The organism is Chitinophaga fulva (genome assembly GCF_012927205.1).
GTDB classification, from domain to species: domain Bacteria; phylum Bacteroidota; class Bacteroidia; order Chitinophagales; family Chitinophagaceae; genus Chitinophaga; species Chitinophaga fulva.
Genome location: NZ_JABBGC010000001.1, coordinates 1,006,035 through 1,029,644 on the forward strand (window position 1 = coordinate 1,006,035; position 23,610 = coordinate 1,029,644).

At 47.1% G+C, this 23,610-nt stretch carries 25 protein-coding genes; 19 read left to right on the forward strand and 6 right to left on the reverse strand.

Translation table 11 applies throughout. The annotated features are described in order from the left end of the window. Positions 1-104 precede the first annotated feature (104 nt). The 14 genes from nrfD to HHL17_RS04350 all read left to right on the forward strand — a co-directional run bounded on the left by nrfD (position 105) and on the right by HHL17_RS04350 (position 12,142). On the forward strand, positions 105-1,547 hold the full coding sequence (gene nrfD / locus HHL17_RS04285) for an NrfD/PsrC family molybdoenzyme membrane anchor subunit (RefSeq protein WP_168870639.1): 1,443 nt from the start codon (positions 105-107) through the stop codon (positions 1,545-1,547). Positions 1,548-1,622: 75 nt separating this feature from the next. Beyond that, on the forward strand, positions 1,623-2,183 hold the full coding sequence (locus HHL17_RS04290) for a DUF3341 domain-containing protein (protein ID WP_240975084.1): 561 nt from the start codon (positions 1,623-1,625) through the stop codon (positions 2,181-2,183). An 81-nt stretch (positions 2,184-2,264) separates the two neighbouring features. Further along, the gene (locus HHL17_RS04295) at positions 2,265-2,873 is read left to right on the forward strand and encodes a c-type cytochrome (protein ID WP_169223537.1); all 609 of its coding nucleotides are present in this window, start codon (positions 2,265-2,267) and stop codon (positions 2,871-2,873) included. Between the two features lie 50 nt (positions 2,874-2,923). After that, positions 2,924-4,129: a quinol:cytochrome C oxidoreductase gene (locus tag HHL17_RS04300; RefSeq protein WP_169223538.1), complete on the forward strand. Its 1,206-nt coding sequence runs from the start codon at positions 2,924-2,926 to the stop codon at positions 4,127-4,129. A gap of 63 nt (positions 4,130-4,192) precedes the next feature. Further along, positions 4,193-5,233, forward strand: a complete 1,041-nt coding sequence (locus HHL17_RS04305; protein WP_169223539.1) for a cytochrome c oxidase subunit II — start codon at positions 4,193-4,195, stop codon at positions 5,231-5,233. Between the two features lie 106 nt (positions 5,234-5,339). Continuing rightward, the gene (locus tag HHL17_RS04310) at positions 5,340-7,151 is read left to right on the forward strand and encodes a cytochrome c oxidase subunit I (protein ID WP_169223540.1); all 1,812 of its coding nucleotides are present in this window, start codon (positions 5,340-5,342) and stop codon (positions 7,149-7,151) included. Between the two features lie 113 nt (positions 7,152-7,264). Next, positions 7,265-8,164, forward strand: coding sequence for a heme o synthase (cyoE, locus tag HHL17_RS04315; RefSeq protein WP_169225905.1), 900 nt, complete (start codon positions 7,265-7,267; stop codon positions 8,162-8,164). 17 nt (positions 8,165-8,181) lie between these two features. Next, on the forward strand, positions 8,182-8,745 hold the full coding sequence (locus HHL17_RS04320; RefSeq protein WP_169223541.1) for a cytochrome c oxidase subunit 3: 564 nt from the start codon (positions 8,182-8,184) through the stop codon (positions 8,743-8,745). Between the two features lie 27 nt (positions 8,746-8,772). Then, the gene (locus HHL17_RS04325) at positions 8,773-9,447 is read left to right on the forward strand and encodes a cytochrome c oxidase subunit 3 (protein ID WP_169223542.1); all 675 of its coding nucleotides are present in this window, start codon (positions 8,773-8,775) and stop codon (positions 9,445-9,447) included. Between the two features lie 80 nt (positions 9,448-9,527). Continuing rightward, entirely contained in the window at positions 9,528-9,929 is a 402-nt protein-coding gene (locus tag HHL17_RS04330; protein WP_169223543.1) for a cytochrome C oxidase subunit IV family protein, read from the forward strand. Positions 9,930-9,987: 58 nt separating this feature from the next. After that, positions 9,988-10,680 (forward strand): SCO family protein, encoded by a 693-nt coding sequence (locus tag HHL17_RS04335; protein ID WP_169223544.1) that lies wholly within the window; start codon positions 9,988-9,990, stop codon positions 10,678-10,680. A gap of 87 nt (positions 10,681-10,767) precedes the next feature. After that, positions 10,768-11,340, forward strand: coding sequence for a DUF420 domain-containing protein (locus HHL17_RS04340; protein WP_169223545.1), 573 nt, complete (start codon positions 10,768-10,770; stop codon positions 11,338-11,340). A 61-nt stretch (positions 11,341-11,401) separates the two neighbouring features. Then, on the forward strand, positions 11,402-11,620 hold the full coding sequence (locus HHL17_RS04345) for a hypothetical protein (protein WP_169222778.1): 219 nt from the start codon (positions 11,402-11,404) through the stop codon (positions 11,618-11,620). 45 nt (positions 11,621-11,665) lie between these two features. Next, complete coding sequence (locus HHL17_RS04350) at positions 11,666-12,142, forward strand: GNAT family N-acetyltransferase (RefSeq protein ID WP_169223546.1); 477 nt, start codon at positions 11,666-11,668, stop codon at positions 12,140-12,142. A gap of 101 nt (positions 12,143-12,243) precedes the next feature. Here HHL17_RS04350 and HHL17_RS04355 read toward each other — a convergent pair whose 3' ends face one another. The 3 genes from HHL17_RS04355 to HHL17_RS04365 form a co-directional block, all read right to left on the reverse strand. Beyond that, positions 12,244-12,852: a MarR family winged helix-turn-helix transcriptional regulator gene (locus tag HHL17_RS04355; RefSeq protein WP_169223547.1), complete on the reverse strand. Its 609-nt coding sequence runs from the start codon at positions 12,850-12,852 to the stop codon at positions 12,244-12,246. 64 nt (positions 12,853-12,916) lie between these two features. Next, on the reverse strand, positions 12,917-13,177 hold the full coding sequence (locus tag HHL17_RS04360) for a DUF2024 family protein (RefSeq protein ID WP_169223548.1): 261 nt from the start codon (positions 13,175-13,177) through the stop codon (positions 12,917-12,919). 29 nt (positions 13,178-13,206) lie between these two features. Next, entirely contained in the window at positions 13,207-13,785 is a 579-nt protein-coding gene (locus HHL17_RS04365) for a protoglobin domain-containing protein (protein WP_169223549.1), read from the reverse strand. Positions 13,786-14,105: 320 nt separating this feature from the next. Here HHL17_RS04365 and HHL17_RS04370 point away from each other — a divergent pair, with 320 nt between their 5' ends. Beyond that, complete coding sequence (locus tag HHL17_RS04370; RefSeq protein WP_206155909.1) at positions 14,106-15,275, forward strand: chloride channel protein; 1,170 nt, start codon at positions 14,106-14,108, stop codon at positions 15,273-15,275. Positions 15,276-15,296: 21 nt separating this feature from the next. Here the strand turns inward: HHL17_RS04370 and HHL17_RS04375 are convergent, their stop codons facing one another. Together HHL17_RS04375 and meaB are read right to left on the reverse strand one after the other, a co-directional pair. After that, positions 15,297-15,623, reverse strand: coding sequence for a DMT family transporter (locus HHL17_RS04375; RefSeq protein ID WP_169223551.1), 327 nt, complete (start codon positions 15,621-15,623; stop codon positions 15,297-15,299). 158 nt (positions 15,624-15,781) lie between these two features. Beyond that, positions 15,782-16,690: a methylmalonyl Co-A mutase-associated GTPase MeaB gene (gene meaB / locus HHL17_RS04380; protein ID WP_169223552.1), complete on the reverse strand. Its 909-nt coding sequence runs from the start codon at positions 16,688-16,690 to the stop codon at positions 15,782-15,784. 190 nt (positions 16,691-16,880) lie between these two features. On the opposite strand from meaB, the gene HHL17_RS04385 reads away from it, so the two are divergent. The 4 genes from HHL17_RS04385 (at position 16,881) to HHL17_RS04400 (ending at position 20,154) form a co-directional block, all read left to right on the forward strand. Then, the gene (locus HHL17_RS04385; protein ID WP_169223553.1) at positions 16,881-17,516 is read left to right on the forward strand and encodes an LON peptidase substrate-binding domain-containing protein; all 636 of its coding nucleotides are present in this window, start codon (positions 16,881-16,883) and stop codon (positions 17,514-17,516) included. A gap of 221 nt (positions 17,517-17,737) precedes the next feature. Further along, complete coding sequence (locus tag HHL17_RS04390) at positions 17,738-19,030, forward strand: hypothetical protein (RefSeq protein WP_169223554.1); 1,293 nt, start codon at positions 17,738-17,740, stop codon at positions 19,028-19,030. 10 nt (positions 19,031-19,040) lie between these two features. Beyond that, positions 19,041-19,589, forward strand: coding sequence for an LPS export ABC transporter periplasmic protein LptC (gene lptC / locus HHL17_RS04395; protein ID WP_169223555.1), 549 nt, complete (start codon positions 19,041-19,043; stop codon positions 19,587-19,589). Between the two features lie 226 nt (positions 19,590-19,815). Further along, positions 19,816-20,154 carry a tRNA-binding protein gene (locus HHL17_RS04400; protein ID WP_169223556.1) on the forward strand — a complete coding sequence of 113 codons (339 nt, stop codon included), beginning with the start codon at positions 19,816-19,818 and terminating at the stop codon, positions 20,152-20,154. Positions 20,155-21,297: 1,143 nt separating this feature from the next. Here the strand turns inward: HHL17_RS04400 and HHL17_RS04405 are convergent. Next, entirely contained in the window at positions 21,298-23,451 is a 2,154-nt protein-coding gene (locus tag HHL17_RS04405; RefSeq protein WP_240975086.1) for a S9 family peptidase, read from the reverse strand. Positions 23,452-23,610: the final 159 nt, after the last annotated feature.

Consider the following 23,610-nt stretch of genomic DNA (forward strand, 5'->3'; position numbering starts at 1 on the left):
GTAACGTTAAAGGAGAAAAATAACAAAAGAAGTTACAGAATCTGAGATCATAACAAAAGACAAGGGCTAGTAGCTAGAAGCTAGCAGCTAAAAGCTTATAGAATATGAGTTTAAAATACGAATCCACACTGAGAGAACCTTTAGTTGACGGGGTTAAGGATTATCACCAGGTAACGGAAGATATCATTAGTCCCATTGAAGGGAAGCCTGGTAAATTGTGGTATGTAGGCTTTTTAATTTCACTGTCACTGTTGGGCTTCGGCGCATTTTCAGTGTTTTGGCAAATTTATTTCGGTGTGGGTGTTTGGAATCTGAACAAAACCATCGGCTGGGGTTGGGACATTACCAACTTCGTATGGTGGGTAGGTATCGGTCACGCCGGTACCCTGATTTCTGCGATCCTCCTGCTGTTCCGCCAGGGATGGCGTACAGGGGTGAACCGTGCGGCAGAAGCGATGACCATCTTCGCGGTAATGTGCGCCGGCCAGTTCCCGATTATCCACATGGGCCGTGTATGGATGGCATTCTTTATCCTGCCTTATCCTAACACCCGTGGTCCGGTATGGGTTAACTTTAACTCTCCGCTGCTGTGGGACGTATTCGCGATCTCCACTTACTTCACCGTATCACTGTTGTTCTGGTACTCCGGTCTGATTCCGGACTTCGCTACCATCCGCGACAGAGCTAAAACCAAACTGCGTAAGCTGTTATATGGTGTAGCTGCTTTCGGCTGGACAGGTTCTACCAAACACTGGCAACGTCACGAGGCGCTGTCACTGGTACTGGCAGGTTTATCTACACCGCTGGTACTCTCTGTACACACCATCGTATCTTTTGACTTTGCTACCTCTGTAATTCCTGGTTGGCATACTACCATCTTCCCTCCTTACTTCGTGGCGGGTGCGATCTTCTCCGGTTTCGCGATGGTACAAACCCTGCTGATCATCACCCGTAAAATATTACACCTGGAAGAGTACATTACCCTGGGCCACATGGAAGCCATGAATAAGGTAATTGTACTGACTGGTTCCGTAGTAGGTTGCGCTTACCTGACTGAGCTCTTCATGGCATGGTACGGTGCTAACCCTTACGAATTCGCTACCTTCTTCAAATATCGTGCTGCCGGTCCGCTGGGTTGGTCTTACTGGATCATGATGACCTGTAACGTAATCACTCCGCAGGTGTTCTGGTTCCGTAAAATGAGAAGAAACGTGATGGTAACTTTCGTCATGTCCATCATCGTAAACATTGGTATGTGGTTCGAACGTTTCGTGATCATCTGTACTTCCCTGTACCGTGACTATCTGCCATCCAGCTGGTCTTACTATCGTCCATCCTGGCCAGAAGTTGGTTTCTACATGGGTACTTTCGGTCTGTTCTTCACCTGCTACTTCCTGTTTGCTAAATACTTCCCGGTAATTGCAGTGGCTGAGATCAAGGCTATCCTGAAAACTTCCGGTGAAAACTTCAAAGAGAAAATGGAAGTGTACGAAGGAGAATCAGCAGAGCAATTTGCAAAAGCTGTTCACCACGAACATGCTCACTAATAGATGAATTGACAGAATTAATTAATTGGAATTTGAATTTTTAAATATATGGCTGTTAAAAATTTTGTTGTAGGCTTGTTTGACGATGAGGCAGTATTGTTTCCGGCAGTGAAGAAAGTTCGCACTGCTGGCTACAAGTTGCACGATGTATACACTCCTTTTCCTGTTCACGGCCTGGATCATGCAATGGGCTTAAGGGAAACCAGCCTGCACACAGCCGGGTTCATATATGGTATCACTGGTACCACCACGGCTTTAACTTTCATGAGCTGGGTATTTAATGTTGACTGGCCGCTGAACATCGGTGGTAAGCCACACTTCCCGTTACCAGCGTTCATTCCTATTACCTTCGAGTTGACCGTACTGTTTGCAGCTGTTGGTATGGTGATGACATTCTGCTACCTCTGCCAGTTAATGCCAGGCGTAAAGAAACATATTTTTCACCCCAGACAGACTGACGACAAGTTTGTGATGGTTATTGAGCTCACCGAAAAATCCAATGCGGAAGAAATCAAACGCTTCCTCAATGAGGCCGGTGCACATGACATCAATGAACAACGCGCAGAAGCTGGCTGGTGGTATGGCAGATATGACAAGAACGACGAAGACATTTATGCTCGTCCGGCTAACGCTTAATAACATTAACAGCAAAAAAATACAGTTCAACCATTAGGTACTGGGAGCAGAACTAATGAACGCTAGAATAAATAATTTCTGATGAAAAGGACTTCTAACATATTGATTGTAGCCGCATTGGCAACTGGAGCTTTCCTGGCAGCCTGTAATAAAGGGGAGCACAACAGAAAGCCCGGCAGGATTTATATGCCAGACATGTATGAATCCCGTGCGTATGAGTTTTACAGTGCGCGTTTGGCAGGTTTGAAGCCAGTGGACGGAACAGTTAAGAGAGGTGAACTTTTGCCTTACCATCTGAAAGAAGCAGATACGGCACAGGCAAATCTGGTAAAAAATCCGCTGACCATCACCGCAGATGATCTGAAGGAAGGTGAACGTTTGTTTAATATTTACTGTGGTATCTGCCATGGTACTGCACTGGATGGTAACGGTCCGCTGTACAAAGGAGGCGAGGGTCCTTACTCTGCAGCTCCTGCCAACCTGGTAGCGGGTGCTAAATCCGGCTATTCCGAAGGCCGCCTGTTTCACGTAATGACCTATGGTTATAACATGATGGGTAGCTACGCCAGCCAGCTCGACAGAGCACAGCGCTGGAAGATAGCCGCTTACATCAAGAGCAAACAGCCTGGTGCCGCAGCACAGCCTGCAGCCGCAGCTGCTCCGGCAGCGGATAGCGCGACAGCTAAATAAGTTAGAGAGAGTTAAAACTGAATTTCAAACAAGTATTTTAATATACAGTAATGAAAGACCAATTTGTAGTACCGGCAAGATTAAAAAAGACCAGCTTCGTGTTAATGGGCGTGGGCTTGCTGACTTTATTGATCGGATTAATTGCGTTTCAAGGTGAGAACGCGACACGGTTCTGGGCCGGTCTGTTGCAAAACAGCAGCTTCTTTTTGCTGATTACATTGGCCAGCACCTTTTTTATTGCAGCCACAACCCTGGCTCACGGTGGTTGGCAGATTGCCTTCCGTCGTGTTCCTGAAGCTATCTCCATGGCGGTTCCAGCTTTGGCAGCTATTCTGTTTATCATTGTAATGATCATCGTTTTCGGTGGTAAAGAACACATCTACCACTGGGTAAACGCTCACCACGTAGCAGAAGACAAAATCCTCACCTGGAAATCCGCTTTCCTGAACAAAGGATTCTACACTACTGCTACCGTCCTCACACTGGGCCTGTGGATTTTCTTCACCCTGAAACTCCGCAACATGTCCATCGAAGAAGATGGTTGGGACCTGAAACCTGAAACCGGCCGCAAGCTCCTCTGGAGAAGCACTGTTTGGTGCGGAGGATTCATTGTTATTTACGCCCTGAGCGTAGGCTCTACTACTCCCTGGGTATGGTTGATGAGCATCGATGCTCACTGGTTCTCTACCATGTATTCCTGGTACACTTTCGCCAGCAGCTGGGTATCAGGCCTGTCCCTGATCGCGCTGTTCGTGATCTACCTGAAAAAACACGGTTACCTGACTTATGTAAATGAAGAGCACCTGCATGATCTGGGTAAATTTATCTTTGCTTTCAGCATCTTCTGGACTTACCTCTGGTTCTCCCAGTACATGCTGATCTGGTACGCTAACATGCCGGAAGAAACTGAATACTTCCAGCCACGTGTATGGGGCGAATGGAGACCTATCTTCTTCCTGAACCTCCTGATCAACTTTATTACGCCGTTGTTGTTCCTCATGAAGAGAGACACCAAACGTAACTATACTTCCGTAGCCTTCATCGCCGTTGTAGTAATTGCTGGCCACTGGCTCGATTTCTGGCAGATGGTGGGTCCTGGTACCTACAAACACCTGGTATTCCCATGGTATGAACTGGGTCTCGGCGTTGGCTTCGTTGGTTTGATCATTTTCCTGGTTGCCAATGCGCTGACCAAAGCTCCGCTGGTACCAAAAAATCATCCTTACCTGAAGGAAAGTATTGTTCACCACACCTAATATGGTGATAACGAAGATTTAGCAATAGAAAAGCATTAGATAACTTAATTATTTCATATAGCAATGTCAGGATTTTTAGCAGTCTTAGTTATTGTTCTCATATTCATAGTCATCTTCCAGATTGCGAAGGCGAGCGAATATGTGTCCATATTGAAGGGAGAAAAGAAAGCACGCCAGCAAAGCAACCGTATCAATGGCTTTCTGCTGATAGCATTCCTGGTGCTGGGGCTCATCGGCGTGTATTATTGTAATAACCTGCTGAAAGGCAAGATCCTGGGCGAATCTGCTTCTGTGCAGGGTGAAGGTGTGGATACCCTCATCTACGTAACCCTCGCCATTACTGGTGTTGTGTTCGTTGGTACCCAGATCCTCTTGTTTTGGTTCGCATTTAAATACCAGGAAAAAGAAGGCCGCAAAGCATTTTATTTTCCGCATAACAACAGACTGGAAGTGATCTGGACCGTTATCCCGGCCATCGCATTGACCGTTCTGGTGGCTTTTGGTCTGAAACACTGGTTCCAGCTGACTTCCGATGCTCCGAAAGATGCAGCCATCGTTGAAATCACAGGTAAACAATTTAACTGGCTCATCCGCTACCCGGGTAAAGATGGTGCGCTCGGCCGCCGCGATTTCAAGAAAATCGACGAAGCTGCGAGCAACCCGCTGGGTATGGATTGGGAAGATCAACTGGGCAAAGATGACTTCATGGCAACTGAAGTTCACCTGGTAGTAGGTAAACCCGTAAAATTCGTAATCGGTTCCCGTGATGTTATTCACGACGTTGGTTTACCTCAGTTCCGTATGAAAATGGACGCTGTACCCGGTATCCCTACCACCCTGTGGTTCACGCCTAAGTTCACTACCAAACAAATGAAGGAAAAAACCGGTAACCCGGATTTCACCTTCGAAATATCCTGCGATCAGATGTGTGGTTCCGGTCACTACTCTATGAGAGGCGTGATTATTGTTGAAACTCAGGCTGAATATGATGCCTGGGTTGCCAAACAACCGCTGCAGTACGCCTTGGCTCACCCGGCTCCTGCTGAAGCGCCAAAGGCCGACAGCACACAAAAAACAGTGGCAGCGAATATCGGTAAGCCGTAATTTTGTGTAGAAGAATTTTTTGACGCAGTACTTAACCAATAATAAAAGACAAACTAACAAACGCGATACTTCCCGGGCGTTGGTTTATTAATAAACAGAACCGATTATGAGTAACGAAGCAACATTGCACAGTCAACAGGAGGTAATGCACGGCGCGCATGATCATCATGATCATGATCACCATCATGAAGACAGTTTCATTTCGAAATATGTATTCAGCCTTGATCATAAAATGATTGCCAAACAATTCCTGATCACCGGTATTATTTGGGCTATCATCGGTGCTTTCTTTTCTGTGGTGTTCCGTTTGCAACTGGGTTTTCCCGATGCTACTTTCCCTTGGCTGGAAAGCATTCTGGGTCACTGGGCTAAAGGTGGCCGTATCACTCCCGAAGCTTACTATGCATTGGTAACAATGCACGGTACTATCCTCGTATTCTTTGTATTGACCGCTGGTTTGAGTGGTACCTTCTCTAACCTGCTCATTCCGCTGCAGGTAGGTGCCCGCGATATGGCTTCTCCTTTCATGAACTGCCTGAGCTACTGGTTCTTCTTCCTGGCCAGCCTCGTTATGATGGCTTCCTTGTTCGTTCAGACAGGACCGGCTTCCGGCGGTTGGACCATGTACCCTCCATTGAGTGCACTGGGAGACGCTTCCATCGGTTCTAAAATAGGTGTGGACCTGTGGCTGATCTCCATGGCGCTGTTTGTTGTTTCTCAGCTGCTGGGTGGTCTGAACTACATCTCTACCCTGTTGAACATGCGTACCAAAGGTATGAGCATGACCAAAATGCCTTTAACCATCTGGTCATTCTTCTTTACCGCTGTACTGGGCGTACTGTCTTTCCCTGTACTGCTGTCCGGCTTCATCCTCCTGCTGATGGACCGTCACGCTGGTACCAGCTTCTATCTCTCTGATATCTTCATCGCAGGTAAAGCCCTGGCTAACGAAGGTGGTAGCGCCATCCTCTACCAGCACTTGTTCTGGTTCCTGGGTCACCCTGAAGTATATATCATCATTCTCCCTGCCATGGGTATGGTGTCTGAAGTACTGGCAGTTAGCTCCCGTAAACCTATCTTCGGCTACCTCGCCATGATCGGTTCCCTGTTCGCTATCTGTATCCTGGCCTTCCTGGTTTGGGCTCACCACATGTTCGTTACTGGTCTGAACCCATTCCTCGGCGCTTTCTTCGTACTCCTCACCCTCCTCATCGCGGTGCCATCTGCCATCAAGGTATTTAACTGGCTCACCACCATCTGGAAAGGTAACATCCGCTTTACGCCGGCATCCCTGTTCTCTATCGGTTTCGTGAGCACCTTTATCTCTGGTGGTCTGACCGGTATCTGGCTGGGTAACTCCTCTATCGATATTCACCTGCATGATACCTACTTTGTAATCGCACACTTCCATATCGTAATGGGTGTGTCTGCATTCTTCGGTATGTTTGCCGGTATCTATCACTGGTTCCCGAAAATGTATGGCCGCTTTATGAACAATACCATTGGCTATATTCACTTCTGGGTAACCCTGATCGGTGCTTACCTGATCTTCTGGCCTATGCACTACGAAGGTATGGCAGGTATGCCAAGAAGGTATTTCGACTACTCCAGCTGGACTTCCTTCAATCAGTTCGGTGGCCTGAACCAGTTTATCAGCATCGTGGTAATCCTGGTGTTCGCTACACAACTGCTGTTTGTGTTCAACTTCTTCTACAGCATCTTCAAAGGAAGAAAACTGACCGAACAGAACCCTTGGAAAGCTACCTCCCTGGAATGGACTACGCCGATCAACCCGGGTCACGGCAACTGGCCTGGTGAAATTCCTGAAGTTCACCGCTGGGCTTATGACTACAGCAAGGATGGAAGAGACTTCATCCCGCAGACAGAACCAATTGGTCCTAACGAGTCAGCTCACTAATTTATAAAATGAGATTCCGGAGCGCAGAAATAAACTGCTTTCCGGAATCTTGTTCACCGTGATGTTTGTAAATTTGTTCCGGACTTAAAACCCGGGATGTGGATAGAAATAAAATGTTGCAAGAAAACTCCATAAAATTGTCGTCATCGTATGCAGTAGCGAGTAAGGTGAAGGATTATTCTCAGCTAATGAAGTTTAATCTCACCTTCATGGTGGTATTTTCATCTGTGGTAGCTTATCTGCTGGTGCCGGGTGTGGAGTTTGACATGATCAAAGTTCTTTTGTTATTTGCCGGTGGTTTGCTGGTTTCCGGATCAGCCAATACCATTAACCAGATATGGGAAAAAAATACCGATAAGCTGATGGCCCGCACCGCCACCCGCCCCCTGCCCTCCGGCAGGATGAGCGAAACGGAAGCGATCATCGTAGCTGCGGTAACCGGTGTAGCGGGTTTCCTGATCATGGGCTATTGCTTTAACTGGCTGAGTGCTGCCCTGAGCCTTTTCTCCCTGGTGATGTACGGTTTCGTGTATACACCCTGGAAAAAATGGAACTCCCTGGCTGTATTGATAGGGGGTATTCCGGGTGCCATGCCGCTGCTCATTGGCTGGGCTGCAGGCGCCAACAACCTCTCCGAAGGTGGTTGGTCACTGTTTGCTATCCAGTTCCTGTGGCAGTTCCCGCATTTTTGGGCTATTGCCTGGATTGCGCATAAAGACTATACCCGTGCAGGATTTAAACTGCTGCCAGCCAATGGCGAACCTAACAAGTTCACCGCATTGCAGGCAGTTATGTATACCCTGTTACTGATTCCTGCTGGTGTAACACCCTACCTGCTCAAAATCACAGGCGGTATTTCCGCTATCGTGGCCATTCTCGCAGGTGTGTTTTTCCTGTACCGCGCGATTAACCTGTACAGAAAGAATGATGTTCCGGCAGCACGTAAACTGATGTTTGGTTCATACATTTACCTGACCATTGTTCAGCTGGCACAGCTGCTGGACAAGGCCTAAAAGAAATAGAAGGAGTGATGCATACAATGAGCATACAACGTAAAAAAATTCATCCGCACAAGTATTCCCTATGGATAGCAATGGGTAGCATTACCATGATGTTCATCGGATTTACGAGTGCATACGTTGTGAAGAGATCGCAGGCTAACTGGTTGGCATTTGAACTGCCACATATTTTCTGGCTGTCTACTGCTGTAATTTTACTCAGCAGCCTGACTATCCACCTGGCACTGAAACAGTTCAGGGAAAGAAATATGCAGCGTTATAAGCAGCTGATCACCCTTACGGCCGTACTGGGCGTAATTTTCGCTGCTTGCCAATGGATCGGCTTTTCACAATTGAAAAATAGCGGGCTTCCCCTCAACGGGCCTGTTTCCGCTTCCTTTATTTATGTTATCGTAGGCGTGCACATGTTGCACGTATTGGGTGGTGTGGTAGCACTGCTCATTATGTTTGCCAGGGCCTACCGGACCCGCATTCGTACCTACTCCTCAGTACCCATCGAAGTAGCCGCTACCTACTGGCATTTTGTGGATGTGCTGTGGATCTACCTGTTGATCTTTTTAAGTATCGCGAGATAAACTTTGTAAAATTTTATAAAACTAACAATGGACACAGCAGTTACAGCGAAGAAAAAATGGTGGGACGGAGGATACTCTCCCTTTAATGTGAGCTATGGCAAGTTGATGATGTGGTACTTCCTGGTATCAGATGCCTTCACCTTCGGAGCATTACTGATTTCTTACGGAACTATTCGCTTCTCCAGCACTTCCTGGCCTGATCCGAACGAGGTTTTCCGCTCTTTCCCAGGTATGGGACATGCCAACTTACCGCTGGTATTCGTGAGCTTGATGACCTTTATCCTGATCATGAGCTCTGTAACCATGGTACTGGCCGTTCATGCCGGTCACATGAGAGATAAAAAAGCTGTTGCCAAATGGCTGACCTGGACTGTCATCGGTGGCGCCTGCTTCCTGGCCTGTCAGGCCTGGGAATGGACACACCTGTACCACGAAGGTGCATGGTGGGGCCGCAACCCTTTCCACAACGTTGATGGTACACTGGCTTCTACCAACTTCACTAACTTCTTCTTTACCATCACCGGTTTCCACGGCTTGCACGTAACTTCCGGCGTTATACTGAATATCATCATCCTCGCTAACGTACTGAAAGGTACTTACGAAGAAAGAGGTCACTACGAAATGGTGGAAAAAGTAGGTCTTTACTGGCACTTTGTAGATCTGGTTTGGGTATTCGTGTTCACCTGCTTCTACCTGCTCTAATCGGGTCGCGTCAGCTGCTATGAATACAAGGTTTGTAATTTGATTTATCGCATTTTAGAATTTATTTAATCTCAATAGGAATGGAGCATACGCATACCGCAGAAGGACATGCACATCATGATTCATCTACTAAAAAGATCTGGAGAACTTTCTGGATCCTCCTGGCTGTGACCATGGTAGAAGTTGGCCTGGCGTTTTTACACCTGGAAACAGGTTTCCCCAGCAGAGTACTGCTGAACGCTGTGTTCATCGGACTGACAGTAGTGAAAGCTTTTTATATCGTTTCCGAGTTCATGCATCTCGGCAGCGAAATCAAAAACCTGATCTACACTGTTATGCTGCCTTTGCTGTTCTTCATCTGGTTCATTATCGCTTTCCTCTATGAAGGTAATTCATGGAAAAACCTGAACAGGGACCTGAAACCGGGTACACCCATTGAAAAGGTGAAAGCACCAGCAGAAGGTCAACACGGACACCACTAAGTTTTTTGACTATTTAAATTTCAGCGTCATCTCACGCAGGGCTATATTAGGAGTTGCATTGGCTATATTGGTACCGTTGACTGGTTACCTGATTGTAGATCACTACGGGAAAAACGTAATACCTATTCCAAAGTATTACATTCCCGAAAGAGTGGACACGATTGTTAAAGATGGCAAAACCACTTATGACACCGTTTTCCACCAGATCAGGGATTTTAAAATGACCAATCAGTTGGGCCAACAGGTAAGCCTGAAGGATATGGAAGGTAAAGTGATCCTGGTAGATTTCTTTTTTACTTCCTGCCCTTCCATCTGCCCTACCCTGACTAAAAACCTGAGAAAGATCCAGAGCGCTTACGGTAAAACGGATACGCTGCTTCAGATCCTCTCTTTCTCAGTAGACCCTGTCAGAGATTCAGTACAAAGGCTGCGGAAATACGGATATGACTACAAAGTAAATCCGGACAACTGGTGGCTGCTGACTGGTGATAAAAAAGAAATCTACGACCTCGCCCGACACGAATTCTTCGTTTCTGTAACAGAAGGTGACGGCGGACCGGATGATTTCATTCACACGGAAAAGCTGATACTGATTGATAAAAACAGACATATCAGAGGATATTACAACGGGCTCGATTCTAATGCCGTTAAACAATGCGCTACAGACATCGCCACCCTGTATCTTGAAAAAGACAGGCACCGCCCGGGATTCTGGAAATTCCTGAAAGGTTTGTTCAAGAATTTTAGCTGATTAATAATTATAAAGTATTCGTGAAAGGTGGATAAAAGAAAGGGTTTCACCTTTCTTTTTCCACCTTTCGCATATCCGGAACATATTATGGAACTAAAGAATAAAAATCTAAACACACCTATTGCCATCGTTTCTGTCGTGATTCCTGCGCTGGTGGCCTTACTGTTTTTCCTGCCGAAGCCCGATTTCCATCCCGGCTTTGATATTAAAATTCTTCCGCTGTTCCATGCGATCCTCAATTCCGCCACTGCGGTATTGCTGGTGGCCAGTCTTTATTTCATCAAAAACCAGCATGTAAAAGCACACAAAACCACCAATCTGATTGCGGTGGGACTGTCTGTTATTTTCCTGTTGTCTTACGTTACTTACCATTCCCTGGCACCCGAAACCCGTTTCGGTGACGTGGACCACAATGGTGTGGTAGATGCTGCCGAAAAAGCAACGCTTGGCGGTATCCGTTATATATATTATTTCCTGCTGCTCACGCACATTGTATTGGCTGGTATCATTGTACCGCTGGTGCTGTTTACCTTGCTGCGCGGCTTCCAGAATGATATTCCGCGCCACCGTAAAATTGCCCGTATTACCTGGCCTATTTGGTTCTATGTGGCTGTAACCGGTGTGATTGTGTATATCATGATTTCTCCATATTACCATTGATATATTTCGACGATATTTTTCCGTTAGATGACCTAATTTTGTTTGATTAAATTATGCCGATATGAATAAGCTGTGTTTGTTTCTGCTGACCGTAACGCTGACAATGATGAGTGCTCCGCTGATGGCGCAATGCTCGCTTTGTACCAAAACAGCACAGCAGTTGGGAGAAGGTCCTGCTAAAGGATTGAACAATGGTATTCTCATGTTGGCATTTACACCACTGGCGATCATTGGGCTGTTGGCTTTCCGCTGGTGGAAAAGCAACCGCGAAGCATCCTGATACCCCTCAGTTGCTGCAATGTTTTAACCCCTTTTGTTTGCCACTATGATCACCTATCGTAAAGCGGATATCCGGGATATTCCACAAGCGGTATCATTGCGTCTCCAGTTTCTTAAAGAAGTGTACCCACAGGCAGACACTTCCCGCGACGTGCTGTTGCAGGAAAAGATTACTGCTTACCTTCAGGAACATCTTCCCAAAGGCGATTTTGTAAACCTGTTTGCAGAAGATAATGGCCAGGTGGTGGCCAGCGCAGGTATTGTTTTCTATAATCAGCCTCCCCTCTATCATAATCTCGATGGCCAGGTGGCCTATATCCTCAATGTATATACGTTACCCGCTTACCGTGGGCAAGGGATTGCCAGAGCCTTAATGGAAAGGCTGATAATAGAGGCAAAGGATCGTAACACGGGTAAGTTGAGCCTGCATGCCAGCAAAGATGGGCGTCTGCTGTACGAAAAACTGGGGTTTCTGGCCGGAGATAATGAAATGACCTTACAATTGCCACGGGTACAACCCTGACAGGCTCCCGGAGGAGCGTTCTGCTGAAAGGCAGGAAAAATAGTTGGCATCTCCCGAAAACATACAAAACACTCACACCGGACAAGCTCTAAGTCGTTGGCCTAGTCTCTGGCTTCAAATACCGGACAGTCTACCCGCAGGTTGGCCTGCTTCAGGGTGATCCCCAGCTCATTGCAGTAATTGCCCCTTTTGTTGGTAGCAAAATGCTGACAATTAAAACACATAGGCTGGTGAGTAATCACCTCCTGCTGGTTCAGCTGATAAATCAACTGCATCAGTTGTTCGAGCAGTATGCCCTGTTCTTTTACAGGACTGGCTGCTACGGCCTCCTGCATCGGCGTGGCAAAGTGCTCCACCTTTTTGGCGATGGCACGGCCTTCCTTCAACAGGTGCAGGGAATGGCTCCTGGTGTCCGTTTGGCTCGGCTTTCTTACCAGATAATTCTTTTGTTCCAGCGATTTCACAGCGTCGCTGATGGTGGCTTTTGTCATGTTGAAATACAACGCCAACGAGGTCACTGTACGTTGCTCTTCCGGATAATGGAGCAGGAACGTCAGTACCTGAATTTGTATGGGACTCAACCCATATTGCGTGGCCTCCTGCCAAAGGAGCACCCTGAAAGCCTCTGATAAGCGCTCAAGGGCAACCACAATTTTGCTTGGTGTGTTTTCTGCCTGCTGCGCGGGGCTGAATGTGGAAACTTTCCCCATATTTACTACTGTCCTTAATTAGCGGGGCAAGGTACAATAATAAAGCCTGCTTGTAAATAGCATATTAGTGACATCCTTGGGATTCGTGAATATAGTATCCCTGTGCAGATATCTGGAGTTCCCAACGGGGAACGGTTTCTGTGGTGTAGCTAAACCGGCAGTCTCTGCTGCTCACCGGCAGGTTTTCCTGTAGGCGTCCCTGTAAAAAAGCGCTTCCATAGGCCAATACAGCGGCAAAGGCTGTATCCGGGGGAACGATGATATCAAAGTGAAGAAAACCTCCAGTTCTCTTTTTTGCACAAGCCTTGTATACGGCTACTTCCATAAATACAGTTTTGGGGGTGAGGGAAAATATCAAAAGGGTGCCGGCTGTCCATCCGGATAAATCCACAATAAAGCACTCAGGCTCACGGCTTTAAACCACGCCTGGTGCATGGCGGCAGCTTCGGCTCCACTGTATCCTGCACTGTTGATAAAATAACGGCCGGCTTCACTGACCGGAAATACGAAAGTTGTCATGTACCGCAGATATACGGGTGACAGGGGATGCAAATCATCAAGAGGGACATTTCTTAACTGTAGCTGCCGGGCAATACGCTCCTCAAATTCCCACCACCGGTGACTGTCACGACGGTTACACAAGGCTGTGATCCAGGCATTGAAATGAGGCCGGAGGCTGTTCAGATAATCCAGGTCCGGCGCTCCGCTACTGGTGAAGTAGTGAGCGAGATAATTGTTACTGACAATATTCTCATACCATTGGTTCAGTATCTCTTCTGCATGAGGCGCCAGTATCTCTCCTGCCATCGTCAGATATTGCTCGTCTTCGTGTGTAAACAGCATCATGCGTTTGATCTTAATCAATACCTGTGCATCAACAGAAGTGCTTTGGGGTTCGGGAATCATTGATGACCGCTCAGCTGCGTTAATCATATCTTACATACGTTTTTGAACTGCTGCAATTAGATAATGGTCACATGCAAATATAGTAAGGAATCCTATTCAATTGCAACATTGTGCAATTGCAACAACATTTTTATTTGCGGTACCCTTTCTGTCTTGCGCAGATATATGGGTTTGAATTAATTTGAGATTTTCGGATGAACTGTATAGTTTTGATTGCCTGTTAACCAGGTATTTGAACTACCGTAATGAAAAACATTCTAACACGCTTATATAAAAACGGTCTTGGTATCCACTCTGTACTATCCGGAGACAAAGAAAATTTTGAAATAATTTCCCGCGAGGGGTATTTGCGACACGTTTTTTACCTCCAGGCGCTGGGCGCCGGGGCGGGAATACTCACGGTAGGCGCGGGAATGGCGCTATCATGGCTCATCCGGCTTATTGCTAACCTCGCCTTTTTCGGGGAACTGACAGCAGGAACACGCCTGCTGGCAGAAAGTGAAGCGGGCATGTGGTTGCTGCTCATTCCGGTAGCGGGGGCCTGTTTGTCATTGCTCTTGTTGCGCCGGAGCCGTAATCCGGCCCTGCAACTGCCGGCACAGGTGGTTAACATTGGTACCGGTGCCCCACTGGGTGTGGAAGGGCCTGTGATGCTGATTGCCGGCGCTGCCGCCATACAAGGCCAGCGGCGGCTGCGTATTTCCGGTCCGGAAGCGCATCTCCTGCTGGTAGCCGGGGCTGCTGCAGCCGTAGCCTGGTATTTTGGTGCACCGGTATCGGCCCTGCTGCTGGCGCTGGAGTTATGGCTCAGCAGCTGGTCATTGCTTACCTTGCTGCCTGTACTGACAGCTATCCTTGTAGGCGGCCTTGCTCATTATTGCTTCCATGACATGCAGCCTTTTTTTGCCATGAAGCCCGGCCCGGAACTGAATACTCCCGCCTTCCTGGCGTACCTGGTGCTGGGATTGATCATCGGGTTGATGTCGGTAGGTATTATCCGGTCTTCACGCGGCCTTGCCCGGCTGGGAGAACGGCTTCGGCGGCATAGTCCATGGTGGCTGCTGCTGGCGGCTGTTCCCGTGGGCGTACTGGGTTATCTGGCGCCGGAAAGCCTGGGCAACGGCGAAGCCTATGGCAGTGACCTGCTGAAGGCACATGTTACTTTACAACTGTTGTTTGTGGTGGGTGTGGTGAAACTGATAGCTTGGCTTTTTTTCACTGGAGGGAATAATACAGGGACCACTATCACTCCCCTGCTGATCATGGGAGGCGCTATAGGAATGTTATGGGCGGTAGTGGCGCTGGGAATATGCCCGGGTGTGGTGATCGACCCGGTAATGGCTGCCTTGATAGGTATGGGCGCTTTGTTTGCAGGCGTTACAAGGGCCTGGCTGACAGCTATTGTACTGATGCTGGAATTGACACATTATCTCCCGGCAGCGCTGCCGGTAACGGGAGCGGTCATCATCGCTGTCCTCGTATCGTGGCCGTTGATAAAAACAAGGCGCACCGTCTGATACGTGCGCCCTGCCAGAAAATTACTCGCCTCCGGAAACGGCCTTCAGGCCTGCAATGGAACCGATCAACATCACCAGGAAGAATATACGCCACATAGCCGCTGGCTCTTTAAAAAAGATCATACCTGCAATAGCGGTACCTGCCGCGCCAATGCCTGTCCATACTGCGTAGGAAGTCCCAATAGGCAACCCGTTGTTGATCGCTTTGTTCAGGAAAAAGAAACTGAGCGTAATACAGATGAAAAAGCTCACTGAAGGCCATAGCTTTGAAAAATTCTCAGAGTACTTCAGTGAAATCGTAAAGCCAACTTCAAATAGTCCGCCAATAAGCAGGAGTAACCAAGCCATAATAACCAGATTTATACGTGAAAAATAAAATTTGTGTAAGAGGAAAGATGTGGGACAACAAAAGCCCGCAGCCTCAGGATCAGAGGCCGTAGTTGAATACTGCGTAAGCGATGGATATGCCGAAAGAGGTTGTCCGCATCGGACAAAGATAATAAAATTTAGCGACCTGCCTTTTCTGATACGTAGCGGTACAGGTTAAATGATTGTTGCTTAATCTGGGCCTGTATTTCCAGCTGTAGCGTTTTTTTGCTGATATCGTGCATGCGGCGGTATTGTATGAGCTGGTAGGCCTTTTCCGCAAGCAGTAGCGAATGGCGCTGATGCTGGTGTTGCACGGCCTGATGATGCCGCGCAATGGCTGCTGTAATTTCGTTTATCCCTTCCTGTTGGGTGGCGATGGATTTGAGAACAGGGATTTCCCAATGTTCCTGTTGTTTGCTATGAGCCAGCAAGCGTAGATTTTTTACGAAGCTGTCCGCATTGTCGCGGTCCGCCTTGTTGACCACAAAGATATCTGCGATCTCCATCAGGCCGGCTTTCATGGTCTGGATTTCATCTCCTGCTTCCGGCACTACTACCACAATGGTGGTATCGGCAATGCCGGCAATTTCCACTTCGCTCTGGCCTACCCCTACGGTTTCTATGAAGAGGTAATCGAAGCCGGCTGCTTTTATCAGGTCACTGACTTCAATGATTTTCGGGCTAAGACCACCCAGTGCACCGCGGCTGGCCATGGAACGGATATATACGTTAGGGTCTCCGAAATGCTGCGCCATCCGGATCCTGTCGCCCAGCAAGGCGCCGAAATTGAATGGGGAAGAAGGATCTACAGCAATGATGGCTACTTTTTTCCCTGACGCCAGCAGGTGGCTGATGAGTGCATTGACCAGGGTACTTTTACCAGCACCGGGAGGACCGGTGATACCCACCACTTTGGTCTGACTGTTATCCGGCAGTTGCTCCAGCAGGACTTCGTAACCGGGTGCTTCATTTTCCACCAGAGAAATACAACGGGCCAGCGCTTTTATCTCTCCACGCAAAAGTCCATCCATAAATTGCTGGTACATGTATAAAGTCTTTAGTTGATCAGGTATTGCAGAGTGCCCTTGCCTGTTATGTCTGAGAATGAATAATAATGTTGTTTATAAAGGTATTCCTTTTATTTAATATATACATCGTATGAGTGCTAATAAGCAGATTCTGCGCCCGTTATGCGGGCCGTTTTTTTTACCTTTAGCTTAAACTCTGAGCCGAAAGATGACAAATTTTATTTCCATATTTCCCCTTGGTATTGTGGTGTATCCGGGAGAACAGCTGAATCTCCACGTATTTGAGCCCCGGTATAAACAGCTGGCGCGGGAATGCGTGGCAGAAAACAAGCCTTTTGGTATTCCCGCGGTGATTGACAGGAAAATAATGGAATATGGAACACTGGTGACCATTGAAAAAGTACAGAAATTATATGATAACGGCGAAATGGACCTGATCACCCGTGGTACCAGCGTTTTCAGAACACTTGAACATATAGGGGACATCCCTCATAAATTATATGCCGGTGCTATCGTCAATTATCCCGAGAACCATGTTAACAGCAATACCCGCCTGTTGAATGAGGTACTGCACGGCATCCGGGAGCTGCATGCGATCCTTCAGGTACATAAAAATTTCCCCAAAGAGGACGTTCGTCTTACCGCCTACGACCTGGCCCATCACGCAGGACTATCACTAACGGAAGAGTATGAACTGTTACATCTCTTTTATGAGGTACAGCGACTGGAATACCTTAAACGCCATCTCCACAAAGTAATTCCCATGATGGCCGAAATGGAGCGGCTGAAAGAGCGGGTAAAGCTCAATGGTCATTTCAGGAATCTGTCTGCCGGGGACCTGTAAACTTTTTTCAGCACAAAAAAGCACCGTAAGATATTGTCAAAAAAATATATTTTTGATGGGAGATGATGATCTGTCAAGGCTTTCAGCGTTCGATACGGTCAACTTTAACGCGCTTTTAACAGGGCTGATTTTGGTTTTTTTTGCTTCCCGCCTTAAAAAGTAGATATTTGCAGACCCATAATTTTCACTGGACAAGGGTTTAAATTCAATTCTGATACGAAATGCATTGGACAAAAGTCAGTATTCTTTGCTTCCTGGTTGGATTTTTCCTGGTGGCAAATAATGCTACAGCACAGGATAATTCACCCTACTCGCGTTACGGTTTAGGCGATCTGAACAACAACCAGAATACAGTCAACCGTGGTATGGGTGGCGTATCTCAGGCATACGGAGATCCTACATCTGTTAACTTTATCAATCCGGCCAGCTATTCCAACCTGCTGCTCACCACTTTCGACATTGGTGTGGAAGCCGGCGCCAGGTCTATCTCCGACAAGAACGCGAGCTTTAGCTCCGGCTTTGGTACCCTGTCTTATCTGCAGGTGGGTATTCCCATCCGTAAGAAATGGGGCCTGAACCTGGGTCTGCGCCCGGTGACCAGAGTGTCTTACAACATTCAGGAGTCTAAAGACCAGATTTTTTACGATACCCTTAAACTGCCTGTAGCTCACCGTTACCAGGGCAGTGGTGGTTTATATCAGCTGTATGCCGGTACCGGTGTGGGAATCGGTAACTTCAGCATCGGTGTTAACCTGGGCTATCTGTTCGGAAATATTGAAAACAATACCCGCGTAATTTATCCTGTAACTGATATCAACGCTTCCAGGCATATGACGCGCATCAGCTACAGCAGCTTCTTTTATAAAGTAGGTGTGCAGTACAAGGCCAAACTGAACAAAGAAATGGACCTGACACTGGGCGCTTCCGGAAGCCTGAAACAGGATATGTCGGTACGCCAGGAGAACCTGAGCGAAAGCCTCATATACAATGCTGCCAGCAATGACTTTGTTACACTCGACTCCGTGAAATCCGAAAAAGGCCCTAAAGGTACCGTTGTGTATCCACAGGACTTTGGTGCTGGTTTTATACTGCGCAAGCTGGATAAATGGCAGATCGGTATGGACTTCAATACTACACAGTGGAGCAACTTCAGAAAATATGAGCAGGCTGATTCCCTCCAGAATTCCTGGAAACTGGCTATTGGTGGACAGTTTGTTCCCAATGCCACAGCGCTCAGCGGCTACTGGAACCGTGTGGCTTACCGCCTTGGTGCTTATTATGGCCTCGACTACCTGAAACTGGCTGGTCAGGACATGAACATCATGGGCTTTACGGTAGGTGCAGGATTGCCGGTTCGCCGTATGCCCTACTCCAACCAGTACACCATGGTGAACATCGCTTTTGATGTCGCTCACCGCGGTAGCAACAATACTGCCCTCAAGGAAAATACCTACCGGGTGTCTCTTGGCTTTACCCTGAGCGACAGATGGTTTATTAAGAAGAAATACGATTAAGCCTGACCGTATGATCGGCAAAAGACTCATATATCTGTGTATCGCGCTGACAGCGGTTGCCTGCGAAAATGATATCCAGGCAGTCATGGAATTTGATTCCAAAAAAGCAGCTGTCGAAAACGGCACAAATATCGAGGCTATCTTCAGCCAGAACGGTAAGACAAACGCGAAGCTGATAGCTCCTGCCATGGAAAGAAGCCTGGACAAGCCGTCCTACGTGAAATTCAAGCAGGGACTGAAAGTGCTCATGTTTAATGATACGCTCGGCGTGGAAAGCACGCTCACTGCCGATACAGGCCGCTATATGGAAGATGAAGGCTCCATATTCCTGACCAAAAATGTAGTGGTGGTGAATAAAAAAGGCGACCGTCTTAACACCGATGAACTGAACTGGGACCCGAAGAAAAAAGTATTTTACTCCACTAAGGAAGTATTTATTAAAACCCCCACCGATTCTCTGCATGGTTGGGGATTGATTGCCAACGAAGATTTTACCGACAGAAAGATTATCAATGTAAGCGGACCTATCACCGTACAGGACAGCTTGTCGATGCAATAGCCCGCTTCCGGAAAGTATATAACGAAAGAACCCCACCTCTGCAGGTGGGGTTCTTTCGCTTTAACCTATTTTTTAACCTAAAATTTGTAATATTAAAAACAATAACTATGCCAGATTGCCCTTTTATGGGCGCATTTCAACACGTTGTGCGACCGCTCCTCACAAACTGATGCTGACTTTTGCTTTTTTGGCTTCAGTCCGTTATTTTTAGATAAAACGAGTGCAAATGGAATTGATCAACTGGCAGGACTTTGAGAAAATAGAAATGAGAACAGGAACGATTATAGAGGCGAATGACTTTCCCAAAGCACGTAACCCGGCTTATCAGTTATTAATAGATTTCGGCCCGGAAATCGGCATGAAAAAATCCTCTGCACAGATTACCCGGCTTTACCAAAAAGAAGAGCTGATTGGCAAACAAATCATTGCTGTAGTAAATTTTCCTCCAAAACAGATCGCCAATTTTATCTCCGAGTGCCTCGTATTAGGAGTAGTAGGGGATGATAAGGAAGTTACCCTCCTGCAACCAGGCAAGTCCGTCCCGAACGGCCAACGAATAGCTTAATGCCCAACGTACGGATACGGTCCGCCAACGCGTTCTTTTAAACGGTTAACGCATAAAGTTATCAGGATATCAACGTCCTGTTTAATAAAAAATTTGAATTCATTTGTATTAAATCTCCGTTAATTATTGATTTTTAAAACTATATACATATTTATAAATAGTAATTCTATATATTTATAATATTGCAAATTATTTAATATAACAACATATTTACCATTATCCTCTTTTCACGAACAATATTACAGCGTTCACGGAAATGGAAGCCTGGGACTAAAATCCACAGTATATCTTTGTTTTAGGTTTTTCATAGGATATGGTTAAAATTATTACAAGGGCGGTATTCTTACCACCCTTTTTTTATTCTCTTTACCCTGCATTTCTAATGGTTTATAATAAAATACACATTTTATAACTTTTACTAATGCTTTTCCTGCGATCATTTTTTTGACCCTACCGAGGGTATTTGGGGAGTAATTCAAGCCAGGCCATGGTCACCAATTCACACATTAGTCAATATAGCTGTCTCCTTAAACGCTCATCTGTTACTTTACTCCTTTTCCGCTTATCATTTTACGTTTACCTCCCCTTTTAATACGTTTGCCTGCAACCTGCTCGCACCCGGCTGACGCGCCATTACAGCAAAACACGATATCTTTCTGATGTAACTAAATGATAATCATATTTATATATCAAAATTAGATACATTATGATTAAATGACAGGCGTTTAACTGCAATATGCGTTCACCGTCTTATTTCCCACGTTCCCCGAGAAAAATACATCGTTCACAAAAATGGAGTAACATCTAATTCAAAAAACGCCCACCTTTGGGTTAGGTTTTTCAATAAAGATATGGTTAAAATTTTTCGGGGCTGTAGTCTTGCAGCCCTGTTTCTTTCTCCTAAAACCTGTGATTACTCCCTCATACTTACTCCCTTTACCTGATAATCAAATCATTACATTTAACCCGCAAGATTTTTTGGTCCTATTTACTTTGGTCCTGTTTATCCTTATCGCCTGTGGAGTCGCAATCTTACCTTTTTGTACGTTGATTTACACATCTTATGGCAAAAAAAATGAGGTCCCGGAAAGGATATCATGACTGATATTTTTCCGGGACCTCGTTTATAGGTAACCGTAGCGGTTATTTCGCGTTGAAGGTGGCTGGGAAAGGTTTGTCCAGCAGATGGGTGTAAATAAACCGTGCTGTTTCGGTGGAAGCATGCAGGGCATTAGGGCCCCTCCATCCGTGACGCTCGCCGGGATAAAGCATAAACTCAAAAGGTTTGTTCAGGCTTTGCAGCTTGTCCACCAGCTGAATTACATTTTGCATATGTACGTTGTCATCCATGGTGCCATGTGCCATACGGAGAACGCCTTTGTAGCGGTTGGCATAGGCCATCACGGACGTGATCTTATAGCCTTCCGGGTTCTCCGCCGGTGTGTCCATATAGCGCTCAGTATAGTGGCTGTCATACAGCTGCCAGTCGGTTACCGCGAAGTTGGACATACCGTGGGTGAATACATCAGCGCCGTATGTAAGGGCCATATCGGTCATATAACCACCGAAGCTGCCACCGGTCATGCATATTTTGGAAGGATCGGCCCAGGGCTGCGAACGAAGCCACATAGCGGCATCCATATAATCTTCAATTTCATATTTGCCCAGCTGACGATGGATATAGTTCATCCCTGTTTTGCCCAACTGGCCACTGCTGCGGTTGTCGATAGCCACCTGGATAACACCTTCCTGGGACCACCACTGGGAACCAGGGCTGAACTTCCAGGTATCGTACACGGTGCCTGCGTTAGGACCGCCATAGATGCTGATCAGGATAGGATATTTTTTCCCGGGCTGCATATGTACCGGCAGGGTGATGGTCATCGGTAATACCAGGCCATCGCGGGTTTTGTAGGTAGTCAGCTCGGGTTTGTACAGGTTGTACTGCTCAAACTTGTTGCCTTTGCTGTTGCCCAGCTCCCGGATAACTTTCCCGTTATTGTCCAGCAGCGCCATCCTGTCTGGTGTTTGCAGGTTGGAATAGGTGGTAATGAAGTATTTGCCACCAGGTGCGATGTTGATGATATGGTTGTAATTGCCGAAAGTCAACCGGGTAATGGCGCCGGTTTTCATGCTCACTTTATACAGGTCGAAACGGGTAGAAGCTTCTTTACGGGCGGTAAAGTAGATGATCTGGTTTTTTTCATCTGTGCTTACAACGTCTTTTACGGTCCAGTTGCCGCTGGTCAGCTGTTTTTTCAGCGAGCCGTCCATGTTGTGGAGGTAGAGATGAGACCAGCCGGTTTTGTCACTTTGCAACAGAAATCCCTGGTTGTTTTGCAGGAAGGGAACATCATCGAACCAGTCCACCCATGTTTTCTGATTTTCACTATAGATTTCTTTCTTGGCGCCGGTTTTCGGGTCGATGCTATATATCTTCAGGTTGTCCTGGCTACGGGGCATCCACTGCATCCAGAGTTGTTTGCTGTCGGCCGTCCAGAAAGGCATGCCGAAGTACTGATCGTCTTTTTCATTGAAATCTGCCCACACGGTATTACCGCCTTCTACGGGCACCACGCCTACTTTTACCGCAGGGTTAGGATCGCCGGCTTTGGGATAGCGGGTGTTTTCGAGATATCCATGCTGTCCTCTTTCACTGTAGATAGGGAATACGGGCACCTTGGTATCATCAAAGTGCATATAGGCGATCTGTTTACTATCGGGGCTCCACCAGAAAGCGCGGTAATGGGTGGGGCGACCGAGAATTTCTTCATAATATACCCAGGAAGACCATCCGTTATAGATCACATCTGTTCCGTCGTGGGTATAGCGTGTTTCTTTTTTAGAGGCTATTTCCAGGCTGAACAGGTCATTGTTGCGAGTAAAGGCCACATAACGCCCGTCTGGTGAGAGGGTGGGGTTTTTCTCTTCAAGGGTGTCGTTGGTGAGGCGGATGCTGTTGCCGTCAACGCCTTTGTAGTAGATGTCCCGGTTGCGTACTTCCACGCTGGGGCCATCTACCGGAGCGGTATATATTTCTGCTTTTCCGGTGCGGGCGTCCACTTTCATGGCCTGCATACGGCCGGAAGCGGCGTCGCGGCGCATTTCCAGGTAGTGGTCTGCATCTGCCCAGCCTTTGAGGACTGGTAAGGGTTGCATAATATCTGTGGCCTGGCCTCTGAAGGCCTGTTCAAAGGTAACATCCTGCTTTTCCTGCGCCTGTAAACGTGGCATAGCGGTAAGCAACAAGGCAGCACTGCCCAGGCAAGTGGGTGTAAACCATGATAAGCTTCTCATAATACGATTGTTGATTTTTGTCGTTGTTGGCGGGCGAAAATAAGCATAACTCAAAAATACCCCTCACAAAATCCATAAGCGGCCGGCTGCTACTGCCAGTTATCCACCAACAGGCGCCATTTACGCAATAGTTGACAGCATTCCGTAACTCCAGCTGTT

Bases quoted from the DNA above. Each gene is read 5' to 3' on its own strand.
- HHL17_RS04305 (WP_169223539.1), top strand. From the start codon at position 4,193: ATGTCAGGATTTTTAGCAGTCTTAGTTATTGTTCTCATATTCATAGTC.
- HHL17_RS04340 (WP_169223545.1), top strand. From the start codon at position 10,768: ATGGAACTAAAGAATAAAAATCTAAACACACCTATTGCCATCGTTTCT.
- HHL17_RS04295 (WP_169223537.1), top strand. From the start codon at position 2,265: ATGAAAAGGACTTCTAACATATTGATTGTAGCCGCATTGGCAACTGGA.
- lptC (WP_169223555.1), top strand. From the start codon at position 19,041: ATGATCGGCAAAAGACTCATATATCTGTGTATCGCGCTGACAGCGGTT.
- HHL17_RS04385 (WP_169223553.1), top strand. From the start codon at position 16,881: ATGACAAATTTTATTTCCATATTTCCCCTTGGTATTGTGGTGTATCCG.
- HHL17_RS04375 (WP_169223551.1), bottom strand. From the start codon at position 15,623: ATGGCTTGGTTACTCCTGCTTATTGGCGGACTATTTGAAGTTGGCTTT.
- HHL17_RS04330 (WP_169223543.1), top strand. From the start codon at position 9,528: ATGGAGCATACGCATACCGCAGAAGGACATGCACATCATGATTCATCT.
- HHL17_RS04355 (WP_169223547.1), bottom strand. From the start codon at position 12,852: ATGGGGAAAGTTTCCACATTCAGCCCCGCGCAGCAGGCAGAAAACACA.
- HHL17_RS04345 (WP_169222778.1), top strand. From the start codon at position 11,402: ATGAATAAGCTGTGTTTGTTTCTGCTGACCGTAACGCTGACAATGATG.
- HHL17_RS04300 (WP_169223538.1), top strand. From the start codon at position 2,924: ATGAAAGACCAATTTGTAGTACCGGCAAGATTAAAAAAGACCAGCTTC.
- cyoE (WP_169225905.1), top strand. From the start codon at position 7,265: ATGTTGCAAGAAAACTCCATAAAATTGTCGTCATCGTATGCAGTAGCG.
- HHL17_RS04310 (WP_169223540.1), top strand. From the start codon at position 5,340: ATGAGTAACGAAGCAACATTGCACAGTCAACAGGAGGTAATGCACGGC.
- HHL17_RS04320 (WP_169223541.1), top strand. From the start codon at position 8,182: ATGCATACAATGAGCATACAACGTAAAAAAATTCATCCGCACAAGTAT.
- HHL17_RS04350 (WP_169223546.1), top strand. From the start codon at position 11,666: ATGATCACCTATCGTAAAGCGGATATCCGGGATATTCCACAAGCGGTA.
- HHL17_RS04360 (WP_169223548.1), bottom strand. From the start codon at position 13,177: ATGGAAGTAGCCGTATACAAGGCTTGTGCAAAAAAGAGAACTGGAGGT.
- HHL17_RS04390 (WP_169223554.1), top strand. From the start codon at position 17,738: ATGCATTGGACAAAAGTCAGTATTCTTTGCTTCCTGGTTGGATTTTTC.
- HHL17_RS04400 (WP_169223556.1), top strand. From the start codon at position 19,816: ATGGAATTGATCAACTGGCAGGACTTTGAGAAAATAGAAATGAGAACA.
- HHL17_RS04365 (WP_169223549.1), bottom strand. From the start codon at position 13,785: ATGATTAACGCAGCTGAGCGGTCATCAATGATTCCCGAACCCCAAAGC.
- meaB (WP_169223552.1), bottom strand. From the start codon at position 16,690: ATGTACCAGCAATTTATGGATGGACTTTTGCGTGGAGAGATAAAAGCG.
- HHL17_RS04405 (WP_240975086.1), bottom strand. From the start codon at position 23,451: ATGAGAAGCTTATCATGGTTTACACCCACTTGCCTGGGCAGTGCTGCC.
- nrfD (WP_168870639.1), top strand. From the start codon at position 105: ATGAGTTTAAAATACGAATCCACACTGAGAGAACCTTTAGTTGACGGG.
- HHL17_RS04325 (WP_169223542.1), top strand. From the start codon at position 8,773: ATGGACACAGCAGTTACAGCGAAGAAAAAATGGTGGGACGGAGGATAC.